Genomic DNA, 17,473 nt, shown 5'->3' on the forward strand with positions numbered 1-17,473 from the left:
CGCACGCGCGCGTACCCGTCTGCGGCCGGCCCCGCCCGGCGGGAGACGGTAGAGCCGGCCCCGCCCGGCGGCCGCCGCCGCCCCGCCCGTACGGCGATCCCGCCCCGGTGAGGGGCCTACGCTGAACATATGAGCAACCACAGCGGACGCGGGCGCGTCGCGGGCCTTCCGGACTGGGACCGCTGCGCGGTCATGGGTGTCGTGAACGTCACCCCCGACTCCTTCTCCGACGGCGGCCGCTGGTTCGACACGACCGCCGCCGTCAAACACGGCCTCGACCTCGTCGCCCAGGGCGCCGACCTGGTCGACGTCGGCGGCGAGTCCACCCGCCCCGGCGCCACCCGCGTCGACGAGGACGAGGAACTGCGCCGGGTCATCCCCGTGGTCCGCGGCCTTGCCTCCGAGGGCGTCGTCGTCTCCGTCGACACCATGCGCGCCTCCGTCGCCGCCCGGTCCCTCGCGGCCGGTGCCGCCCTCGTCAACGACGTCAGCGGCGGCATGGCCGACCCCGCGATGATCCCCGCGGTCGCCGACGCCGGCGCCCCCTTCGTCGTCATGCACTGGCGCGGCTTCCTGCAGGGCGGCAACGTCCCCGGCCGCTACGACGACGTCGTCACCGAGGTCGTCGGCGAACTGCACGCGCGCGTGGAGGCCGCCCTGGCCGGCGGCATCGCCCCCGACCGCGTCATCGTCGACCCGGGCCTGGGCTTCTCCAAGGACGCCGAGCACGACCTGGCCCTCCTCGCCCACGCCGACCGGCTCCGCGCACTCGGGCACCCGCTGCTCATCGCCGCCTCCCGCAAGCGGTTCCTCGGCCGCATCCTGGCCGGCCCCGACGGCGCGCCCCCGCCCGCCCGGGAGCGCGACGCCGCCACGGCCGCCGTCTCCGCGCTCGCCGCGCACTCCGGCGCCTGGGCGGTGCGCGTCCACGAGGTGCGCGCCACCGCCGACGCGGTCCGCGTGGCCCGCGCCGTCGAGGGGGCGCGCACGACGCCCGAAGGAGCCCGGTGAGCGCCCCGCACACCGACGTCGAACAGGTCGAGGCCGCCAACACGGCCTTCTACGAAGCACTGGAGCGGGGCGACTTCGAGCAGGTCTCCGCCACCTGGCTCACCCCGGCCGACCTCGGCGTCGACGAGACCTACCACGATCCGGCCGACGCCGGCGTGATCTCCTGCGTGCACCCCGGCTGGCCGGTGCTGACCGGCCGCGGCGAGGTCCTGAGGTCGTACGCGCTGATCATGGCGAACACCGACTACATCCAGTTCTTCCTCACCGACGTGCACGTCTCGGTGACCGGCGACACCGCCGTGGTGACCTGCACGGAGAACATCCTGAGCGGCGGCCCGGCACCCACCGACGGCGAGGAGCTCGGACCGCTCGTGGGCCAGCTCGTGGTCGCCACCAACGTGTTCCGGCGCACGCCGGCGGGCTGGAAACTCTGGTCGCACCACGCCTCCCCCGTTCTGGCCGAAAACGAGGAGGACGAGGGCGAGGAGTCACCCTCCTGAGTGGGTAGGCGCACCGGGACAGCGCCGCGGGGACCAAGAAGTGGTTGGAATCACGGGCACCCGGGTAGGGGCGGCTACCAGCCCGTGCGTCACCGCGTTTCCCAGGGGAAACGTGCGGTGAACTCTTCCCGACCCGTGTCGGCCCGGCCCTGCGCCGGCCCGGCGCTGTCAGTGCCCGCAGGTAGATTCGACTGAGGCCGACGCACCGCCCGCACGCGGAGCGGACCGGCCGCACCCGACGATTGCAGGAGTGATTCGCGTGGATCGTGTCGCGCTGCGCGGCCTGAAGGCCCGCGGGCACCACGGTGTGTTCCCCAAGGAACGCGAGGAGGGCCAGACCTTCCTCGTGGACCTCGTCCTTGGCCTGGACACCCGGCCGGCCGCGGCCGACGACGACCTGACGAAGACCGTGCACTACGGCATCGTGGCCGAAGAGGTGGTGGCCGTCGTCGAGGGCGAGCCGGTCAACCTCATCGAGACCCTCGCCGAGCGCATCGCCCAGGTGTGTCTGAAGCACGAAGGGGTCAAGGAGGTCGAGGTCACCGTCCACAAGCCGGACGCGCCGATCACCGTGCCCTTCGACGACGTGACCGTGACGATCACCCGGAGCCGAGTATGACCGCACCCTTCACCAAGGGGCACACCGACCCGACCGTCCAGCCGGTGCCCGCCTCCGTCGTCGAGCAGGTCGACGCCGCCGACACCACGCTGCAGAACCCCAAACGCGCGGTGATCGCCCTGGGCGCCAACCTCGGCAACCGCCTGGAGACCCTCCAGGGCGCCATCGACGCCCTGGAGGACACGCCCGGCGTGCGGGTCAAGGCCGTCTCCCCGGTGTACGAGACCGAGCCGTGGGGCGTGGACCCCGGCAGCCAGCCCTCGTACTTCAACGCGGTGGTGCTGGTGAAGACCACCCTGCCGCCGTCCTCGCTGCTGGAGCGGGCGCACGCGGTGGAGGAGGCCTTCCACCGGGTCCGCGACGAGCGCTGGGGCCCGCGCACCCTCGACGTCGACATCGTCGCCTACGCCGGTGTCGTCTCCGACGACCCGCACCTCACCCTCCCCCACCCGCGCGCCCACGAGCGGGCCTTCGTCCTGGCTCCCTGGTACGACGTCGAGCCCGAGGCCGAGCTGCCCGGCCGCGGCGCGATCGCCGGGCTCCTCGACGCCGTCACCCGCGAGGGCGTCGCGCCCCGCGAGGACCTGGAACTCCACCTGCCCGAGTAGTCGTTAAGGTCGAGGCGGGCCGCAGGCGCGGCCCTGCGGACGGGAGCCGCCCGTCACCCGGTCCGGGGGAGCTGAAGGGTCACCGTGAAAGAGCTGCGCATCAGGGTGCTGGCCGGTGTGTTCGTCGTCGCCGGGATCCTGTCCTGGGCGGGCGCCCGCCTGTGGAACTCGGTGGGGACCCTGCCCAGCGTCCCCCTGGCCGCCCCCATCGTCCTCGCGCTGATCGCGGTGGTCCTGCTCGCCACGGCGCTGTCCCTGCGCGCCCGCCTCAAGGCCCAGCGCGACCGCGTCCCCGAGGCCAAGGGCGTGGACCCGCTGATGGCGGCCCGGGCGGTCGTCTTCGGCCAGGCCAGCGCCCTGGTCGCGGCCCTGGTCGCCGGCATGTACGGCGGCACGGGCGTCTTCCTGCTGGAACTCCTCGACATCCCGGCCCGCCGCGACCAGGCGATCTACGCCGGCTTCTCGGTCGTCGCGGGCATCGGCGTCGTAGCGGCAGCCCTGTTCCTGGAACGCGTCTGCAAACTCCCCGACGACGACGAACACAACAACAACGGGGCGGCCCACCCGGCGTGACCCGCCCCGCGCGGGAGCCTGTGGAGCTCGAAGGAGCCCGCGGGCTCAGTTGGCCATGATCAGGCTCATCGCCTCGTTGCGGGTCGCCGCGTCGCGCAGCTGACCGCGCACCGCCGAGGTGATGGTCTTGGCGCCCGGCTTGCGGATGCCGCGCATCGACATGCACATGTGCTCGCACTCGATGACGACGATGACACCACGCGGCTCCAGGATCTCCATCAGGGCGTCCGCCACCTGAGTGGTGAGACGTTCCTGCACCTGGGGGCGGCGGGCGTAGACGTCCACGAGCCGCGCCAGCTTGGACAGCCCGGTGATCTTCCCGCTGGTGGACGGGATGTAACCGACGTGGGCGACGCCACGGAACGGCACCAGATGATGCTCACAGGTCGAGAACACCTCGATGTCCTTCACCAGCACCATCTCGTCGTGGCCCAGGTCGAACGTCGTCGTCAGGACGTCCTCCGGCTTCTGCCACAGGCCCGCGAATATCTCCCTGTAGGCCCGGGCGACCCGTGCCGGGGTCTCCCTGAGGCCCTCGCGGTCCGGGTCCTCGCCGACCGCGATGAGGAGTTCGCGTACGGCGTTCTCGGCGCGCTTCTCGTCGAACTCGCCGATGGTGCCCTCGCCGTCCAGCGTCACGGGGTCGGTCATCTGGTTCCTCGTTCCTGTACCTGGCACGCGTGGCGAGCCACGCGTTTCGAACTGCGGTAGACGAAAGCCGCGCCCTCCAGGCTAGAACCTGGGGGGCGCGGCTTTCATTCCGGCCCGATGGCCGGAAACGCTCAGCTCTCGGGACGGTCCTCTCGGGCCGTCTCGGTCGCCGGGGCGGAGTCCGCCGCCGTCGACTTCGCCGTGCTGATCGCGGCCGTCGCGCCGTTGGCGCCGTTCGTCAGGGCGAGCTCCTTCGGGGAGAGCACCGGCGGACGGGTGGACGGCGTGCGCCGGGAGGAACCGGTCCAGGCGGGCCGCGGCGGGCGCTTGACGATGGGGGCGAAGATCTCGGCGATCTCCTCCTTGCCCAGCGTCTCCTTCTCCAACAGCTGCAGGACGAGGTTGTCGAGCACGTCGCGGTTCTCGACCAGGATCTCCCAGGCCTCGTTGTGCGCGGTCTCGATGAGCTTCTTGACTTCCTCGTCCACCAGCGCGGCGACCTCCTCGGAGTAGTCGCGCTGGTGAGCCATCTCACGGCCCAGGAACGGCTCGCTATTGTCGCCGCCGAACTTGATCGCGCCGAGACGCTCGGTCATGCCGTACTGGGTGACCATCGCGCGGGCCAGGTTGGTGGCCTTCTCGATGTCGTTCGCGGCGCCGGTGGTCGGGTCGTGGAAGACCAGCTCCTCGGCGGCGCGACCGCCCAGCATGTAGGCGAGCTGGTCGAGCATCTCGTTGCGGGTGGTCGAGTACTTGTCCTCGTCCGGGAGCACCATCGTGTAGCCCAGGGCGCGGCCGCGGGACAGGATGGTGATCTTGTGGACCGGGTCGGAGTTCGGTGAGGCCGCCGCGACCAGGGCGTGACCGCCCTCGTGGTACGCGGTGATCTTCTTTTCCTTGTCCGACATGATGCGGGTCCGCTTCTGCGGGCCGGCGACGACGCGGTCGATCGCCTCGTCGAGCATCTTGTTGTCGATCAGCTTCTGGTTGGAACGGGCCGTGAGCAGCGCGGCCTCGTTCAGCACGTTGGCGAGATCGGCACCGGTCATGCCGGGGGTGCGCCGGGCGACGGCCGACAGGTCGACGTCCGGGGCGACCGGCTTGCCCTTCTGGTGGACCTTGAGGATCTCCATACGGCCCTGCAGGTCCGGCGGGTCGACGGCGATCTGCCGGTCGAAGCGGCCGGGGCGCAGCAGCGCCGGGTCGAGGATGTCGGGCCGGTTGGTGGCGGCGATCAGGATGACGCCGCCCTTCACGTCGAAGCCGTCCATCTCGACGAGCAGCTGGTTCAGGGTCTGCTCGCGCTCGTCGTGACCGCCGCCGAGGCCGGCGCCGCGGTGGCGGCCGACCGCGTCGATCTCGTCGACGAAGACGATCGCCGGGGCGTTCGCCTTGGCCTGTTCGAACAGGTCACGGACCCGGGAGGCACCGACACCGACGAACATCTCGACGAAGTCGGAACCGGAGATCGAGTAGAAGGGGACGCCCGCCTCGCCGGCGACGGCGCGGGCGAGCAGGGTCTTGCCCGTACCCGGGCGGCCGTAGAGCAGCACGCCCTTGGGGATCTTGGCGCCGACGGCCTGGAACTTGGCCGGCTCCTGGAGGAACTCCTTGATCTCCTGGAGTTCCTCGACGGCCTCGTCGCAGCCGGCGACGTCGGAGAAGGTCGTCTTGGGGGTGTCCTTGGTGATGAGCTTGGCCTTGGACTTGCCGAAGTTCATGACCCGGCTGCCGCCGCCCTGCATCTGGTTCATCAGGAACAGGAAGACGACGACGATCAGGACGAAGGGCAGCAGGGACAGCAGGATGCCGACGAACGGGTTCTGCTTCGAGGGCGAAACCGTGTAGCCCTTCGGGATCTGCTTGTCCTGGTACTTGGTCTGCAGCGTGCCGGCGATGGTCACGCCCTGGTCGCCGATGTAGCTGGCCTGGATCTTCGAGCTGCCCTGAACCTTGACGCCGTCCTTGAGCTCGACCTTGATGGTCTGCTCGTCGCCGGTGGTGAGCTTGGCCTGCTCGACCTTGTTGTCGTTGATGGCCTGGACGACCTGGGCGGTGTCCACCGTCTTGTAGCCGCCGGACGAGCCGACGACCTGCATCAACACGACCACGGCAAGGACGGCCAGCACGATCCACATGACCGGCCCACGGAAGTATCGCTTCACGTCCATCCACACGGAGCGGTGCCGCCCCGTCCCTCCTGCCATAGTGAGTTTGATAAGACAGTTCTTCTGACGGTACCCCAGCATCGGGCTGTGAAGCCGCACGGGAGAGCTGGCGAACCCGTCTGCATGCTCCAACGGCGCGAGGGGCGCCGGGGTTCCCGATCGTCGTACGAACCGTGCCCGGGTGGGCTAGCCGCCGTAGACGTGAGGCGCGAGCGTACCGACGAACGGCAGGTTGCGGTACTTCTCGGCGTAGTCGAGGCCGTAGCCGACGACGAACTCGTTGGGGATGTCGAAGCCGACCCATTCGACGTCGATGGCGACCTTGGCGGCGTCCGGCTTGCGCAGCAGCGTGCACACCTTCAGGGAGGCGGGCTCGCGCGAGCCGAGGTTGTTGATCAGCCAGGAGAGGGTCAGGCCGGAGTCGATGATGTCCTCGACGATCAGGACGTGCCGGCCCTTGATGTCGGTGTCGAGGTCCTTGAGGATCCGCACGACGCCGGAGGACTGGGTGCCCGCGCCGTAGGACGAGACGGCCATCCAGTCCATGGTGACGGGGGTGGACAGCGCCCGGGCCAGGTCGGCCATGACCATCACCGCGCCCTTGAGCACGCCGACGATCAGCAGGTCCTTGCCCGCGTACTCCGCGTCGATCTTCGCGGCCAGCTCGGCCAGCTTCGCGTCGATCTCTTCCTTGGTGATGAGCACCTGCTGGAGGTCGGCACCCATGTCTTTCGCGTCCACCCGCATCACTTTCGGTCGGTCCCACCGGCCGGTCCGGCCCTCCGTCACGCGTGCGTCACGGGTGCGGAGGGGCCGGGAATCAGCCTTGCCGAATCACCAGTCTGCCACCCTGCCGCTGGGCGACGACTTTGCCGGGCAGATTGATGGCTCCCTGACCGCGCCAGCCGGTGATCAGCCGGTCGACCTCCTCGATGTGCCGGGCGAAGAGCGAACCGGCCGGGGCGCCCGCCTCGATGGCCGCGCGGCGCAGGATCCGGCGGCGTACGGCGGGCGGGAGGGCGTAGAGCTTGGCGCATTCCAGGCGGCCCGCCGCGTCGCGCACGCCGGCCTCGGCCTGGCTGGCCCAGGCGTCGAGGGCGTCGGCGTCGTCGCGGGAGAGCTGGGCGGTGCGGGCGAGGGCTTCGACGACGCCTTTGCCGAGGGCCTTCTCCAGCGCGGGCAGGCCTTCGTGGCGCAGCCGGGAGCGGGTGTAGGCGGGGTCGGTGTTGTGCGGGTCGTCCCAGACGGGCAGGGACTGGACCATGCAGGCCTTGCGGGCGGTCTGCCGGTCCAGCTGGAGGAAGGGGCGCCGGTAACGGCCGCCGGCCCCCGAGACCGCGGCCATTCCGGACAGGGAGCGGATGCCGGAGCCGCGGGCGAGGCCCAGCAGGACGGTTTCGGCCTGGTCGTCGCGGGTGTGGCCGAGGAGGACCGCGGCGGCGCCGTGATGCTCGGCGAGGGCGTCGAGGGCGGCGTAGCGGGCGTCGCGGGCGGCGGCCTCGGGGCCTCCGTCGCGGCCGACGGTGACGGCGACGGACTCCACGGGCGCAAGGCCCAGACCGGTGAGGCGCTGGACGACTTCGGCGGCGCGGGTGTCGGAGCCGGGCTGCAGGCCGTGGTCGACGGTGACGCCGCCGGCGCGGATGCCGAGCCGGGGGGCCTCGAAGGCGAGGGCGGAGGCGAGCGCCATGGAGTCGGCGCCGCCGGAGCAGGCCACGAGCACGAGGGGCGCGGGCGGGCGCGCGGGGGCGCCGGACCCGGCGGGCTCCATGGCCCGGACGGTGGCCGAGGAGGTCTGTTCGGTGAGGATGTCGTGGAGGACGCGGCGGACCGCCAGGCGTATCGCCGCGACCGCAGGATGGGGACCCATGTCCGGTTCCCTTCGGGAAGCTTGTCGGGGGGTGAACCGCCCGAGTTCGGTCACTCAGAGTGTGTAGATGGTGACAGAAATGGGCGGTGACCCGAGCATTGCACGCCTGTCCACGGCCCACGGTCCCTCGGACGGGTGATTGAAGGGGCGTTCGCCTGCCGTCCGCCGGGTCGTTTTCACCACCGTGCCCGTCCGTTCACGCCTCGGGCCTGCGGTGCACCCGCGCGATCCAGTCCGCCGGTTTGGAGATCTCCGACTTGGTCGGGAGCGTGTTCGGGGAGGTCCACACGCGATTGAAGCCGTCCATGCCGACCTCGTCGACGACCGCGCGCACGAAGCGTTCCCCGTCCCGGTACTGCCGCAGCTTGGCGTCCAGGCCGAGCAGCTTGCGCAGGGCGACGTCGAGGCGGGAGGCGCCCTTGGCGCGGCGCTGCTGGAACTTCTCGCGGATCTCGGCGACGGAGGGGACGACGGCGGGGCCGACGCCGTCCATCACGAAGTCGGCGTGGCCTTCCAGCAGGGACATCACGGCGGTGAGGCGGCCGAGGATCTCCCGCTGGGCCGGGGTCTGCACGAGCTCCACCAGGGAGCGGCCGCCGTCGTCCTCCTCGCCCTCGGGGCGGCCGCCGGCCAGCGACTGGGCGGCGTCGCGGACGCGCTCCAGGACGGTCATCGGGTCGACGTCGGTCTCGGCGAGGAACGACTGGATCTCGCCCTCCAGGTGGTCGCGCAGCCAGGGGACGGCGCTGAACTGGGTGCGGTGCGTCTCCTCGTGCAGGCACACCCACAGGCGGAAGTCGTGGGGCTGGACGTCGAGTTCGCGTTCGACGTGGACGATGTTGGGGGCGACGAGCAGGAGGCGGCCGCCGCCGTTCTCGCCGGCCGGCAGTTCGCGGGTGGAGGGGGCGAAGGTCTCGTACTGGCCGAGGACGCGGGAGGCGAGGAACGACAGCAGCATGCCCAGTTCGACGCCGGTGACCTTGCCGCCGACGGTGCCGAGGACCTGGCCGCCGGGGGTGCTGCCGCGGCGCTCCTGCATCTTCGCCAGCAGCGGCTTGAGGATCTCACGGAAGCCGGCGACGTTGGCCTTCACCCAGCCGGGGCGGTCGACCACGAGGACGGGGGTGTCGTGGATCTCGTCGGTGGCCATACGAGTGAAGCCCCGGACGTGCTCCTCCGAGGCTTTGGCGTGGCGGCGCAGTTCCGCGACGACGGCGCGGGCCTCCTCGCGGCTGACCTCGGGGCCCGGCCGTACGAGCCGGGTCGCGGTCGCGACCGCGAGATTCCAGTCGACCATCCCAGCAGATGCGGCACCACCGATGCTCGTCATGTGTCAACGGTACGTGAGCGTTCCCGCTTGGGGCAGGCCGTGGAGGTGGGGAACGCCGGGGGCGTTTCGGGTTGCGGGGGGCCGCGTCGGGCGTCGTCCTTCCGCCGGTGAGGGCCGGCGTCCCTCGGGCGGCACCCGGCGTCGCAGGCCGCGGGCCGGGGAGAGCCGTGGGTCCGCCGTCCTCAGTTCGGCGTGGCGGGCCCGGCCAGCGCCGTCGCCGCCCTGTCCAGCGCCCTCTGGGCGGCCGCCGAGTCGCTGGTGCCCGAGGTGAGGAAGGCGAAGGCCAGCAGGTGGCCCTGGGGGGCGACGGCCGTGCCGGCGAGGGTGTTCACGCCGGTGAGGGTGCCGGTTTTGGCGCGGACGATGCCGGCCGCGCCGTCGGCGTAGCGGGTGGTCAGGGTGCCGGTGAAGCCGGCGACCGGGAGGCCGGTGAGGACCGGGCGCAGGCCGGGGCGGGCCGGGTCGGCGGCCCGGGTGAGCAGGGCGGTCAGCAGGTCGGCCGTGATCCGGTCGGTGCGGTCGAGGCCGCTGCCGTCCTTGAAGACGGCGCCCTTGAGCGGCAGCCCGAGCTTGGCGAGCTGCCGGTGGATCGCCTCCCCGGCGCCGGGGAAGTCGGGGCGGGTGCCGGTGGCGAGGGCGGTCTGGCGGGCGAGGTGCTCGGCGATGTCGTTGTCGCTGTTGGTGAGCATCCGCTCGACGAGGTCGGACAGCGGCGGGGAGGACACCGTGGCGAGGGTCTGGGCGCGCTGGGTGGCCTTGGAGGGGCCGGGGGAGCCGGTCCGGACGCCCTGGGCGTGCAGCAGGTCGGCGAAACGGCCGACGGCGTCGGCGGCGGGGTCTTCGGCGCGGGTCGCGGTGCCGGAGGTGGAGTCGTCGGTGCGGGCCTCGTCGACCATCAGGGGGGTGACGGGGGCGAGGTTCTCGTTCTCCCCGATCGGGTGAAGGACGGGCCCGGCGTACAGGCTGGTGTCGTAGGACAGCGTCACGTCGGTCAGGCCGCGCTTCTTCAGCGCGGCGGCCGTGGCGGCGGCCAGGGTGCGCAGGCTCGCCCAGCCCCCGTCGTCCGCGCGGGCGGTGAGGGTGGGGTCGCCGCCGCCGACCAGGATCAGCTCGCGGGTGTCGGGCTCCAGCACCGCGCGCGTGGTGAGGCGGTGGTCGGGTCCGAGGGCGGTCAGGGCGGCGACCGCGGTGGCGATCTTCGTCGTGGAGGCGGGCGTGAGGGCGACGTCGCCGCCGCTGCCGTAGAGCCGGCGGCCGGTGGTGAGGTCGACGACGACGGCCGTGTGGCGCTCGCCGAGGGCGGGGTCGTTCAGCAGCGGGCCGAGGAGCCGGTCCAGTGGCGGTGTGCCGGGTGCCGGCGGGGCGGAGGCGACGGCGCCGCCGAGGCCGGCGAGGACCGCCGGGGCGCTGGGCGCGGGCCGCGGTGCCCCGGCCGCCGCGTCGAAGGACCCGGACGAATCGGACGTACGGCCGTGATCTGCGCCACCCGTGCGTTCCTGGGCGTCGGCCCGCTCCCGTTCGGCCGTACGCTGACCCGTGGAGTCCCAGGGGCCGGCGGCGGTGACGACGCCGGCGGCCAGTGCGAGACCGACGGTGGCGGCACCTGCGGTGTACTGCCAGGTCCGGACGGCCTGCGGTCGGCCGGTACGCGTGACCCGCAGCCGGGCGGCGGCGGTGGCGCGTTCCAGCCGTGGTCGTACGGCGTCCGCGATCCGTGCCATGTGCCCTCTCGCGGCCCGCCAGGGCCTCAGTTCCGGCACGACCACCAGCCCCTTTCGCGATCACACACTGGCGTGAGGGACACTTAATCACCCGAAGTATGTGTTGATCATGGAGGAGCCACCGGTGGAGTTCGACGTCACGATCGAGATCCCGAAGGGTTCGCGGAACAAGTACGAAGTGGACCACGAGACGGGTCGGATCCGCCTGGACCGGCACCTCTTCACCTCGACGGTCTACCCGGCCGACTACGGCTACATCGAGGGCACCCTCGGCGAGGACGGCGACCCGCTGGACGCCCTGGTCATCCTGGACGAGCCCACCTTCCCGGGCGTGCTGGTGAAGTGCCGCGCCATCGGCATGTTCCGCATGCGCGACGAGGCCGGCGGCGACGACAAGGTGCTGTGCGTGCCGGCGTCCGACCCGCGGATGGAGCACCTGCGCGACATCCACCACGTCTCGGAGTTCGACCGCCTGGAGATCCAGCACTTCTTCGAGGTCTACAAGGACCTCGAGCCCGGCAAGTCCGTCGAGGGCGCCAACTGGGTCGGCCGTGCGGACGCGGAGGCCGAGATCGAGCGTTCGATCAAGCGCAACGGGGAACACGGCGGCCACTGAGGCCCGCGGATCCGCTTGACCCCTGACGGGCCGCACGCGCACGCGTGCGGCCCGTTCGGCGTCTGTGCGCATACTGAGGCCCAAGAGTGTCGTACAGGGAGCGCTGCGTTAAGTGAGCGAGGCGGAGGACCGCAAGCCGCAGTCGGACGAGGCGAGGAGTGTCTACGACCCCGAGATCACGTCCGAGTTCACCATCCCCCAGGGGCTCGCCGTGCCCAGGGTGGGCGGCGAGTCCGAGACGACGTCCGAGTTCGCGCTGCCGGACGGACTGGAGGCGCCGCAACCGGCCGCGGCGGAGCCGGAGGGGTCGGCGTTCAGCCCGCCGCGGACCTACCACTCCAAGAGCGCGCCGCCCGCCTTCACCCCGGCCGGCGGGATACCCGCGGTCAGCCTCACCAAGGACGTGCCCTGGCAGGACCGGATGCGCACGATGCTGCGCATGCCGGTGGCCGAGCGGCCGGCGCCGGAGAAGGTGCACAAGCCGGAGGAGGAGGGCCCGGCCGTCCCGCGCGTGCTGGACCTGACCTTGCGTATCGGCGAGCTGCTGCTGGCCGGCGGCGAGGGCGCCGAGGACGTGGAGGCGGCGATGTTCGCCGTGTGCCGCTCCTACGGGCTGGACCGCTGCGAGCCGAACGTCACGTTCACCCTGCTGGCGATCTCCTACCAGCCCTCGCTGGTGGAGGACCCGGTGACGGCGTCCCGCACGGTGCGGCGCCGGGGCACCGACTACACGCGCCTGGCGGCCGTGTTCCGGCTCGTGGACGACCTGAGTGATCCGGAGACCCACATCTCCCTGGAGGAGGCCTACCGGCGTCTGGCGGAGATCCGCCGCAACCGGCACCCGTTCCCGAGCTGGGTGCTGACGCTGGCGAGCGGTCTGCTGGCCGGTGCGGCCTCGCTGCTGGTCGGCGGTGGGCTGCTGGTGTTCGCGGCGGCCCTGCTGGGCGCGATGCTCGGCGACCGGCTGGCGTGGCTGTGCGCGGGGCGCGGGCTGCCGGAGTTCTACCAGTTCACGGTGGCCGCGATGCCGCCGGCCGCGATCGGCATCGCGCTGACGCTGGCGCACGCCGACGTGAACGCGTCCGCCGTCATCACCGGTGGTCTGTTCGCCCTGCTGCCGGGGCGGGCGCTGGTCGCGGGCGTGCAGGACGGCCTCACCGGCTTCTACATCACCGCCTCGGCGCGTCTGCTGGAGGTGCTGTACTTCTTCGTCGGCATCGTCGTCGGCGTGCTGGTGATGCTGTACGTCGGTGTGCAGCTGGGGGCGCATCTCAACCCGGACGCGGCGCTGCAGCTGCAGGAGCGGCCGCTGATCCAGATCGCCGCGTCGATGCTGCTGTCGGCGACCTTCGCGGTGCTGCTCCAGCAGGAGCGGTCCACGGTCCTCGCGGTGACGCTGAACGGCGGCGTGGCCTGGTGCGTGTACGGCGCGATGCACTACGCCGGGGACATCTCGCCGGTGCCGTCCACAGCCGTGGCGGCGGGGCTCGTGGGGTTGTTCGGGCAGCTGCTGTCGCGCTACCGGTTCGTCTCCGCGCTGCCGTACACGACGGCGGCCATCGGCCCCCTGCTGCCGGGTTCGGCGACCTACTTCGGTCTGCTGTCGATCGCGCAGAACCAGGTCGACAAGGGGCTGGTGTCGCTGACGAAGGCGGCGGCCCTGGCGATGGCCATCGCGATCGGGGTCAACCTCGGGTCGGAGATCTCGCGGCTGTTCCTGCGGGTGGGCTCCGCCGACAAGCGCCGGGCGGCGAAGCGGACGAGGGGCTTCTGAGCCCCTCCCCGCCCCTCCTCCCGTCGGCCGTCAGCCCTGGTTGTCGTACGGGTACTGGCCGTCGTACCGCTGCCGGCCGTAGGCCGGGGGGTACTGCTGCGGCGCGTACGGGTCGCCGTAGTACTGCCCGCCGTGCTGGTCGCCGCCGTACTCGTCGCCGTACGGCTGCTGCTGGTGGGGGTGCTGCGGCTGCTGGTGCTGAGGGTGCTGCTGGGGCTGGGCCTGCTGCTGGTGCTGAGGGTACTGGTGCTGGTGCTGGTGCTGAGGCTGGTGCTGCTGAGGGTGCTGGTGGTACTGGTCCGGCGTCTGGTCGACGCGGCGCAGCTGGGTGGTCGCGTCGTCCATGGCCGGCGGCTGGGGCCGGGCCGCCGCCTGCGGGGCGTGGGCCGCGACGGGCTGCTGCTGGGCCTTCTTGCTCTTGCCGCGGGCGCGCAGGAACTCGATGGCGATCGGGACCACCGAGACGAGGACGATCAGGATGAGGATCGCCTCGATGTTGTTCTTGACGAAGTCGATGTTGCCCAGCCAGGAGCCCAGCAGGGTGACACCGGCGCCCCACAGGAGGCCGCCGACGACGTTGAAGACCAGGAACGAGCGGTACCGCATGCCGCTGACGCCGGCGATGATCGGCGTGAACGTACGCACGATGGGCACGAAGCGGGCGAGGACCAGGGACTTCGGGCCGTACTTCTCGAAGAACTCGTGCGCCTTGGTGACGTTCTCCTGCTTGAACAGGCGTGAGTCGGGGCGGTTGAACAGCGACGGGCCGACCTTCTTGCCGAACATGTAACCCGCCTGGTCGCCGAGGATCGCGGCGAGGCAGATCAGGGCGATCGCCGCCCACAGCGGGAAGTCCAGCTGCTTCGACGTGATCAGCAGACCGCAGGTGAACAGCAGCGAGTCGCCCGGCAGGAAGAAGCCGATCAGCAGACCCGACTCCGCGAAGACGATCAGGAGCAGGCCCCAGATGCCGAACGTGTCGAGGAGGTAGTTCGGATCGAGCCAGCTCGGGCCGAGGGCAAGCGTCGTCACGGTTCCGGGCTCCTGAGAGGGTGGGAAAGGTACGGCGGCAGGTAGCGCCCGCCCAAAGCTATCAACGCCTGGTGTACGGCCCGGGTTCCCCGGGTTCTCTCAGGATGCACCCGGTGCCGGGTGGGGCGAAGCTGTGGACCATGGGCATCGACGATTTCGGCGGCGGCCAGACGCCCCAGGCGGACGTGCTGGTCGTCACCACCAACGACGTACCGGGCTACCGGGTGCAGCAGGTCATCGGTGAGGTGTTCGGGCTGACCGTGCGCTCCCGGCACATCGGCAGCCAGATCGGCGCCGGCCTGAAGTCGCTGGTCGGCGGCGAGCTGCGCGGGCTGACCAAGACGCTCGTGGAGACCCGCAACCAGGCCATGGACCGGCTGGTGGAGCAGGCACGCGCGCGGGGCGCGAACGCCGTGCTCGCGTTCCGCTTCGACGTGACGGAAGCGGCGGACGTGGGCACGGAGGTGTGCGCGTACGGCACGGCGGTGGTCGTGGCCCGGGAGTAGGCACTCCGGGCCACGACCGGCACGGCGGTGGAGCCCCCGGGCCACTGCCGGCGGCCGCGCGGCCGTTCAGGCGGTGTGCCGGGCCGTGTTCGCCTTGATGGCGTCGCGCATGTACACGGCCAGGCCGGTGCGGATGTTCTCGTAGGTCGCGGTGAACCGCGGGTCGTCGACGTACATCTGCCCCAGACACGCGTGCAGCTCGTGCGAGCAGTCGTAGTAGCTGTCGCAGATGAAACGGCGGTGCTCCTCGGCGACGTCCATCGCGGCCTGCGAGTCGGCCGGAACGCCCTGGCCGAGCAGGTCCGCCATCCGTCCGTGGAGGGCGTTCAGCTCCTCGGTGATCCGCTTCCAGTCCTCCTTGGTGTACGACGCCGTCCGGCGCTGGGACTGCCGGTACTCCTCGGTGTGGCCCCACCGCTGCTGGACCTCGTCGGCGTACTGGTCGGGGTCGTGGTCCCCGAAGACCTCGAACTTCTCCTCGGGCGTGAGGTTGATGCCCATCCTGCGTGCCTCCATGGCGTGCTCCACGGCCTCGGCCATCTGCTTCAGCTTCTCGATCCGGGCGGTCAGCAGTTCGTGCTGGCGCCGCAGGTGCTCCTGCGGGTCCGCGTCCGGGTCGTCGAGCAGGGCCGCGACCTCCTCCAGCGGAAAGCCGAGCTCCCGGTAGAACAGGATCTGCTGCAGCCGGTCGAGGTCGGCGTCGTTGTAGCGCCGGTGACCCGCGTGGCTGCGCTCGCTGGGCACGAGCAGGCCGATGTCGTCGTAGTGGTGCAGCGTGCGCACCGTGACCCCGGCGAAGGCGGCGACCTGTCCCACGGAGTAGCTCACTTCCGCTCCCTTCTCGCTTGCGAGCTCCACCCTGAGCCCTCACGCCACGTAAGGTGCAAGCCCGTTGGGTGCGCGGCGAGCCGATACGGGCGGCAACTCCCGGCGGGACCCGGCCACGTTCCTCACGCGACGGCGAACCCGGCCGCGTCCGCACGCGACGGCGGCGGCGGGGACTACCGCTCGTCGCCGGGGTGCCGCTCCCCCGTCGCGTACGGGTTCTCCTGGCCGTCCGCCAGCACGCCGACGAAGGGTTCGCCCTCGCCGGCGAAGGTGTACGCGCCCGACTCGATCCGGGCGATCAGGCCACGCGTCCACGCGGCCTCGCCGTCGGCGGCGTGCACCCACATGTGCATGATCTCGCCGATGTGACCCAGCTGCTCGGGGCCGCCCTCGGGGACGTAGTCCGCGGTGACGGTGGCGCGCCACTCGGCCAGCCGCCGCAGGCGTTCGCGCAGCAGCTCCAGCACCTCCGCGCGCTCCAGGTCGACCATGAATCCGAGCGCCGCGGACAGCTGGTCGATGGCGCGGTCACGCGCGGCCAGCGCCTCGCGCAGCAGGGCGAAGTACTCCTGGGTGCCGCGCTCGGTGATCTCGTACTCGGTGCGGGGCGGACCGCCGGCCGTGGAGGGCGCCGTCTCGTGCGCGTGCAGCAGTCCCTGCTTCGCCATCTGCTTCAGAGCGTGGTAGATCGACCCCGGCTTGGCGTGGGACCACTCGTGCGCGCCCCAGTACTCCAGGTCGCCGCGCACCTGGTAGCCGTGGGCCCGCCCGTGCTGCCGGACGGCTCCCAGCACGAGCAGACGGATCGTGGACATGGGGTCCAGCGTAGGGCCGCGGGCCGGCCCGGCCGGACGGGGCTCCCACCCGCGGCACGCACCGCGGCCGCCACCCGGCGCGTCCGGACACGCCGTACGCCCTTGAGGCGGCCCGCCCGCATCGGCGCCCGCGACGTGGCGCTCCGGCCGACCGCCGGGGGATCGGCCCGCCTCCTACTCGGCCTGCTGCCGGTCCTCCTGCTCGGCCCGCTCCCGCTCCTCCCGCCCCTGCTGCTCCAGGGCCACCAGCTCGAACGCCGTCCTGCCGTCCAGCGATTCGCGGATGATGTCGGCGTGGCCGGCGTGCCGGGCCGTCTCGCGGATCAGGTGCAGGCACACCCAGCGCAGCGAGACCCGCTCGTCCGGCGGGAACCAGGGGTCGTTCGGCAGGGCGAAGGTGTCGTCGAGGCTCGGCGCGGACCGGATGAACTCCTCCGTCGCGGCCGCGACCTTCTCCCAGTACGCCAGCTGCTGCGCGAGCGTCTCGCCCTCGGTCAGCCGGAAGCACTCGTGCCAGTTCGACTCGTCCCGCTTGACCGCCGGCGGCTCGCCCTTGGCGCGGGCCACCCAGCCCTGCTCGACCTCGGCCGCGTGCTTGACCAGCCCGGCCAGGGACAGCTCGCTGGCGCTGGGCCGGCTGGAGGCCTGCTCCTCGGTGAGGCCCAGCACGGCCCGGCGGATACCGCCGCGCTGCTCCGCCAGGAAGGACAGCAGGGCCCCGCGCTCGTCGCCCCGGGCCTCGGCTCGCACGTGAGTGACCATGACCGGCCGCCTTTCGTCTCGTCGTCGTCCGTCGGCTCTCCGACCGACACCGACGACGTTACGGACCCTTGCGGTCAGCTTCCGTCCGC

Annotated in this window: 18 protein-coding genes; 8 read left to right on the forward strand and 10 right to left on the reverse strand. The window is 71.8% G+C overall.

All coding sequences use genetic code 11. From position 1 onward, the window contains the following. Positions 1 to 129: 129 nt before the first annotated feature. The 5 genes from folP (at position 130) to ACF1AL_RS22175 (ending at position 3,311) form a co-directional block, all read left to right on the forward strand. Positions 130 to 1,011 (forward strand): dihydropteroate synthase, encoded by an 882-nt coding sequence (gene folP, locus ACF1AL_RS22155; protein ID WP_391661964.1) that lies wholly within the window; start codon positions 130 to 132, stop codon positions 1,009 to 1,011. Then, the gene (locus ACF1AL_RS22160) at positions 1,008 to 1,511 is read left to right on the forward strand and encodes a nuclear transport factor 2 family protein (RefSeq protein WP_366840601.1); all 504 of its coding nucleotides are present in this window, start codon (positions 1,008 to 1,010) and stop codon (positions 1,509 to 1,511) included. Before folP ends, ACF1AL_RS22160 begins: the two co-directional genes overlap by 4 nt. A gap of 259 nt (positions 1,512 to 1,770) precedes the next feature. Further along, positions 1,771 to 2,130: a dihydroneopterin aldolase gene (folB, locus tag ACF1AL_RS22165; RefSeq protein ID WP_366840602.1), complete on the forward strand. Its 360-nt coding sequence runs from the start codon at positions 1,771 to 1,773 to the stop codon at positions 2,128 to 2,130. Further along, positions 2,127 to 2,738 carry a 2-amino-4-hydroxy-6-hydroxymethyldihydropteridine diphosphokinase gene (gene folK, locus ACF1AL_RS22170; protein WP_391704404.1) on the forward strand — a complete coding sequence of 204 codons (612 nt, stop codon included), beginning with the start codon at positions 2,127 to 2,129 and terminating at the stop codon, positions 2,736 to 2,738. The genes folB and folK overlap by 4 nt, the downstream gene beginning before the upstream one ends. Before the next feature lie 84 nt (positions 2,739 to 2,822). Then, on the forward strand, positions 2,823 to 3,311 hold the full coding sequence (locus tag ACF1AL_RS22175) for a DUF3180 domain-containing protein (RefSeq protein WP_366840604.1): 489 nt from the start codon (positions 2,823 to 2,825) through the stop codon (positions 3,309 to 3,311). A 45-nt stretch (positions 3,312 to 3,356) separates the two neighbouring features. On the opposite strand, the gene folE is transcribed toward ACF1AL_RS22175, so the two are convergent. The 6 genes from folE to dacB form a co-directional block, all read right to left on the reverse strand. Continuing rightward, entirely contained in the window at positions 3,357 to 3,962 is a 606-nt protein-coding gene (gene folE, locus ACF1AL_RS22180) for a GTP cyclohydrolase I FolE (protein ID WP_391827043.1), read from the reverse strand. A gap of 131 nt (positions 3,963 to 4,093) precedes the next feature. Continuing rightward, positions 4,094 to 6,133, reverse strand: coding sequence for an ATP-dependent zinc metalloprotease FtsH (gene ftsH / locus ACF1AL_RS22185; RefSeq protein WP_366840626.1), 2,040 nt, complete (start codon positions 6,131 to 6,133; stop codon positions 4,094 to 4,096). A gap of 183 nt (positions 6,134 to 6,316) precedes the next feature. Beyond that, complete coding sequence (gene hpt / locus ACF1AL_RS22190; protein ID WP_030342680.1) at positions 6,317 to 6,877, reverse strand: hypoxanthine phosphoribosyltransferase; 561 nt, start codon at positions 6,875 to 6,877, stop codon at positions 6,317 to 6,319. 73 nt (positions 6,878 to 6,950) lie between these two features. Further along, positions 6,951 to 8,000 carry a tRNA lysidine(34) synthetase TilS gene (gene tilS, locus ACF1AL_RS22195; RefSeq protein ID WP_366840606.1) on the reverse strand — a complete coding sequence of 350 codons (1,050 nt, stop codon included), beginning with the start codon at positions 7,998 to 8,000 and terminating at the stop codon, positions 6,951 to 6,953. 196 nt (positions 8,001 to 8,196) lie between these two features. Next, on the reverse strand, positions 8,197 to 9,330 hold the full coding sequence (locus tag ACF1AL_RS22200; protein WP_366840607.1) for a zinc-dependent metalloprotease: 1,134 nt from the start codon (positions 9,328 to 9,330) through the stop codon (positions 8,197 to 8,199). A gap of 182 nt (positions 9,331 to 9,512) precedes the next feature. Beyond that, positions 9,513 to 11,051 carry a D-alanyl-D-alanine carboxypeptidase/D-alanyl-D-alanine-endopeptidase gene (dacB, locus tag ACF1AL_RS22205; RefSeq protein WP_391827045.1) on the reverse strand — a complete coding sequence of 513 codons (1,539 nt, stop codon included), beginning with the start codon at positions 11,049 to 11,051 and terminating at the stop codon, positions 9,513 to 9,515. Between the two features lie 124 nt (positions 11,052 to 11,175). Between dacB and ACF1AL_RS22210 the strand changes: the two genes are divergently transcribed. Both ACF1AL_RS22210 and ACF1AL_RS22215 read left to right on the forward strand, forming a co-directional pair. Beyond that, positions 11,176 to 11,667 carry an inorganic diphosphatase gene (locus tag ACF1AL_RS22210; RefSeq protein ID WP_366840627.1) on the forward strand — a complete coding sequence of 164 codons (492 nt, stop codon included), beginning with the start codon at positions 11,176 to 11,178 and terminating at the stop codon, positions 11,665 to 11,667. 112 nt (positions 11,668 to 11,779) lie between these two features. Continuing rightward, complete coding sequence (locus ACF1AL_RS22215; RefSeq protein ID WP_391661969.1) at positions 11,780 to 13,441, forward strand: threonine/serine exporter ThrE family protein; 1,662 nt, start codon at positions 11,780 to 11,782, stop codon at positions 13,439 to 13,441. Positions 13,442 to 13,471: 30 nt separating this feature from the next. Here the strand turns inward: ACF1AL_RS22215 and ACF1AL_RS22220 are convergent, their stop codons facing one another. After that, a complete protein-coding gene (locus tag ACF1AL_RS22220; RefSeq protein WP_391777949.1) occupies positions 13,472 to 14,473 on the reverse strand; it encodes a DedA family protein in 1,002 nt (333 codons plus the stop codon). A gap of 140 nt (positions 14,474 to 14,613) precedes the next feature. Here ACF1AL_RS22220 and ACF1AL_RS22225 point away from each other — a divergent pair, with 140 nt between their 5' ends. Then, the gene (locus ACF1AL_RS22225; protein ID WP_391661971.1) at positions 14,614 to 14,979 is read left to right on the forward strand and encodes a YbjQ family protein; all 366 of its coding nucleotides are present in this window, start codon (positions 14,614 to 14,616) and stop codon (positions 14,977 to 14,979) included. Positions 14,980 to 15,045: 66 nt separating this feature from the next. Here the strand turns inward: ACF1AL_RS22225 and ACF1AL_RS22230 are convergent, their stop codons facing one another. From ACF1AL_RS22230 to ACF1AL_RS22240, 3 genes are all read right to left on the reverse strand, one after another. Next, entirely contained in the window at positions 15,046 to 15,807 is a 762-nt protein-coding gene (locus ACF1AL_RS22230; protein WP_391777950.1) for a MerR family transcriptional regulator, read from the reverse strand. A 173-nt stretch (positions 15,808 to 15,980) separates the two neighbouring features. Then, on the reverse strand, positions 15,981 to 16,622 hold the full coding sequence (locus tag ACF1AL_RS22235; protein WP_366840613.1) for a PadR family transcriptional regulator: 642 nt from the start codon (positions 16,620 to 16,622) through the stop codon (positions 15,981 to 15,983). Between the two features lie 174 nt (positions 16,623 to 16,796). Further along, positions 16,797 to 17,384: a DinB family protein gene (locus ACF1AL_RS22240; protein ID WP_391777951.1), complete on the reverse strand. Its 588-nt coding sequence runs from the start codon at positions 17,382 to 17,384 to the stop codon at positions 16,797 to 16,799. Positions 17,385 to 17,473 lie beyond the last annotated feature (89 nt).

Origin of the sequence: Streptomyces sp. NPDC014801, assembly GCF_043082085.1 — a bacterium.
GTDB lineage: Bacteria > Actinomycetota > Actinomycetes > Streptomycetales > Streptomycetaceae > Streptomyces.

Bases quoted from the DNA above. Each gene is read 5' to 3' on its own strand.
- ACF1AL_RS22225 (WP_391661971.1), top strand. From the start codon at position 14,614: ATGGGCATCGACGATTTCGGCGGCGGCCAGACGCCCCAGGCGGACGTG.
- tilS (WP_366840606.1), bottom strand. From the start codon at position 8,000: ATGGGTCCCCATCCTGCGGTCGCGGCGATACGCCTGGCGGTCCGCCGC.
- ACF1AL_RS22235 (WP_366840613.1), bottom strand. From the start codon at position 16,622: ATGTCCACGATCCGTCTGCTCGTGCTGGGAGCCGTCCGGCAGCACGGG.
- folK (WP_391704404.1), top strand. From the start codon at position 2,127: ATGACCGCACCCTTCACCAAGGGGCACACCGACCCGACCGTCCAGCCG.
- dacB (WP_391827045.1), bottom strand. From the start codon at position 11,051: ATGGCACGGATCGCGGACGCCGTACGACCACGGCTGGAACGCGCCACC.
- folP (WP_391661964.1), top strand. From the start codon at position 130: ATGAGCAACCACAGCGGACGCGGGCGCGTCGCGGGCCTTCCGGACTGG.
- ftsH (WP_366840626.1), bottom strand. From the start codon at position 6,133: ATGGACGTGAAGCGATACTTCCGTGGGCCGGTCATGTGGATCGTGCTG.
- ACF1AL_RS22200 (WP_366840607.1), bottom strand. From the start codon at position 9,330: ATGACGAGCATCGGTGGTGCCGCATCTGCTGGGATGGTCGACTGGAAT.
- ACF1AL_RS22240 (WP_391777951.1), bottom strand. From the start codon at position 17,384: ATGGTCACTCACGTGCGAGCCGAGGCCCGGGGCGACGAGCGCGGGGCC.
- folE (WP_391827043.1), bottom strand. From the start codon at position 3,962: ATGACCGACCCCGTGACGCTGGACGGCGAGGGCACCATCGGCGAGTTC.
- hpt (WP_030342680.1), bottom strand. From the start codon at position 6,877: ATGCGGGTGGACGCGAAAGACATGGGTGCCGACCTCCAGCAGGTGCTC.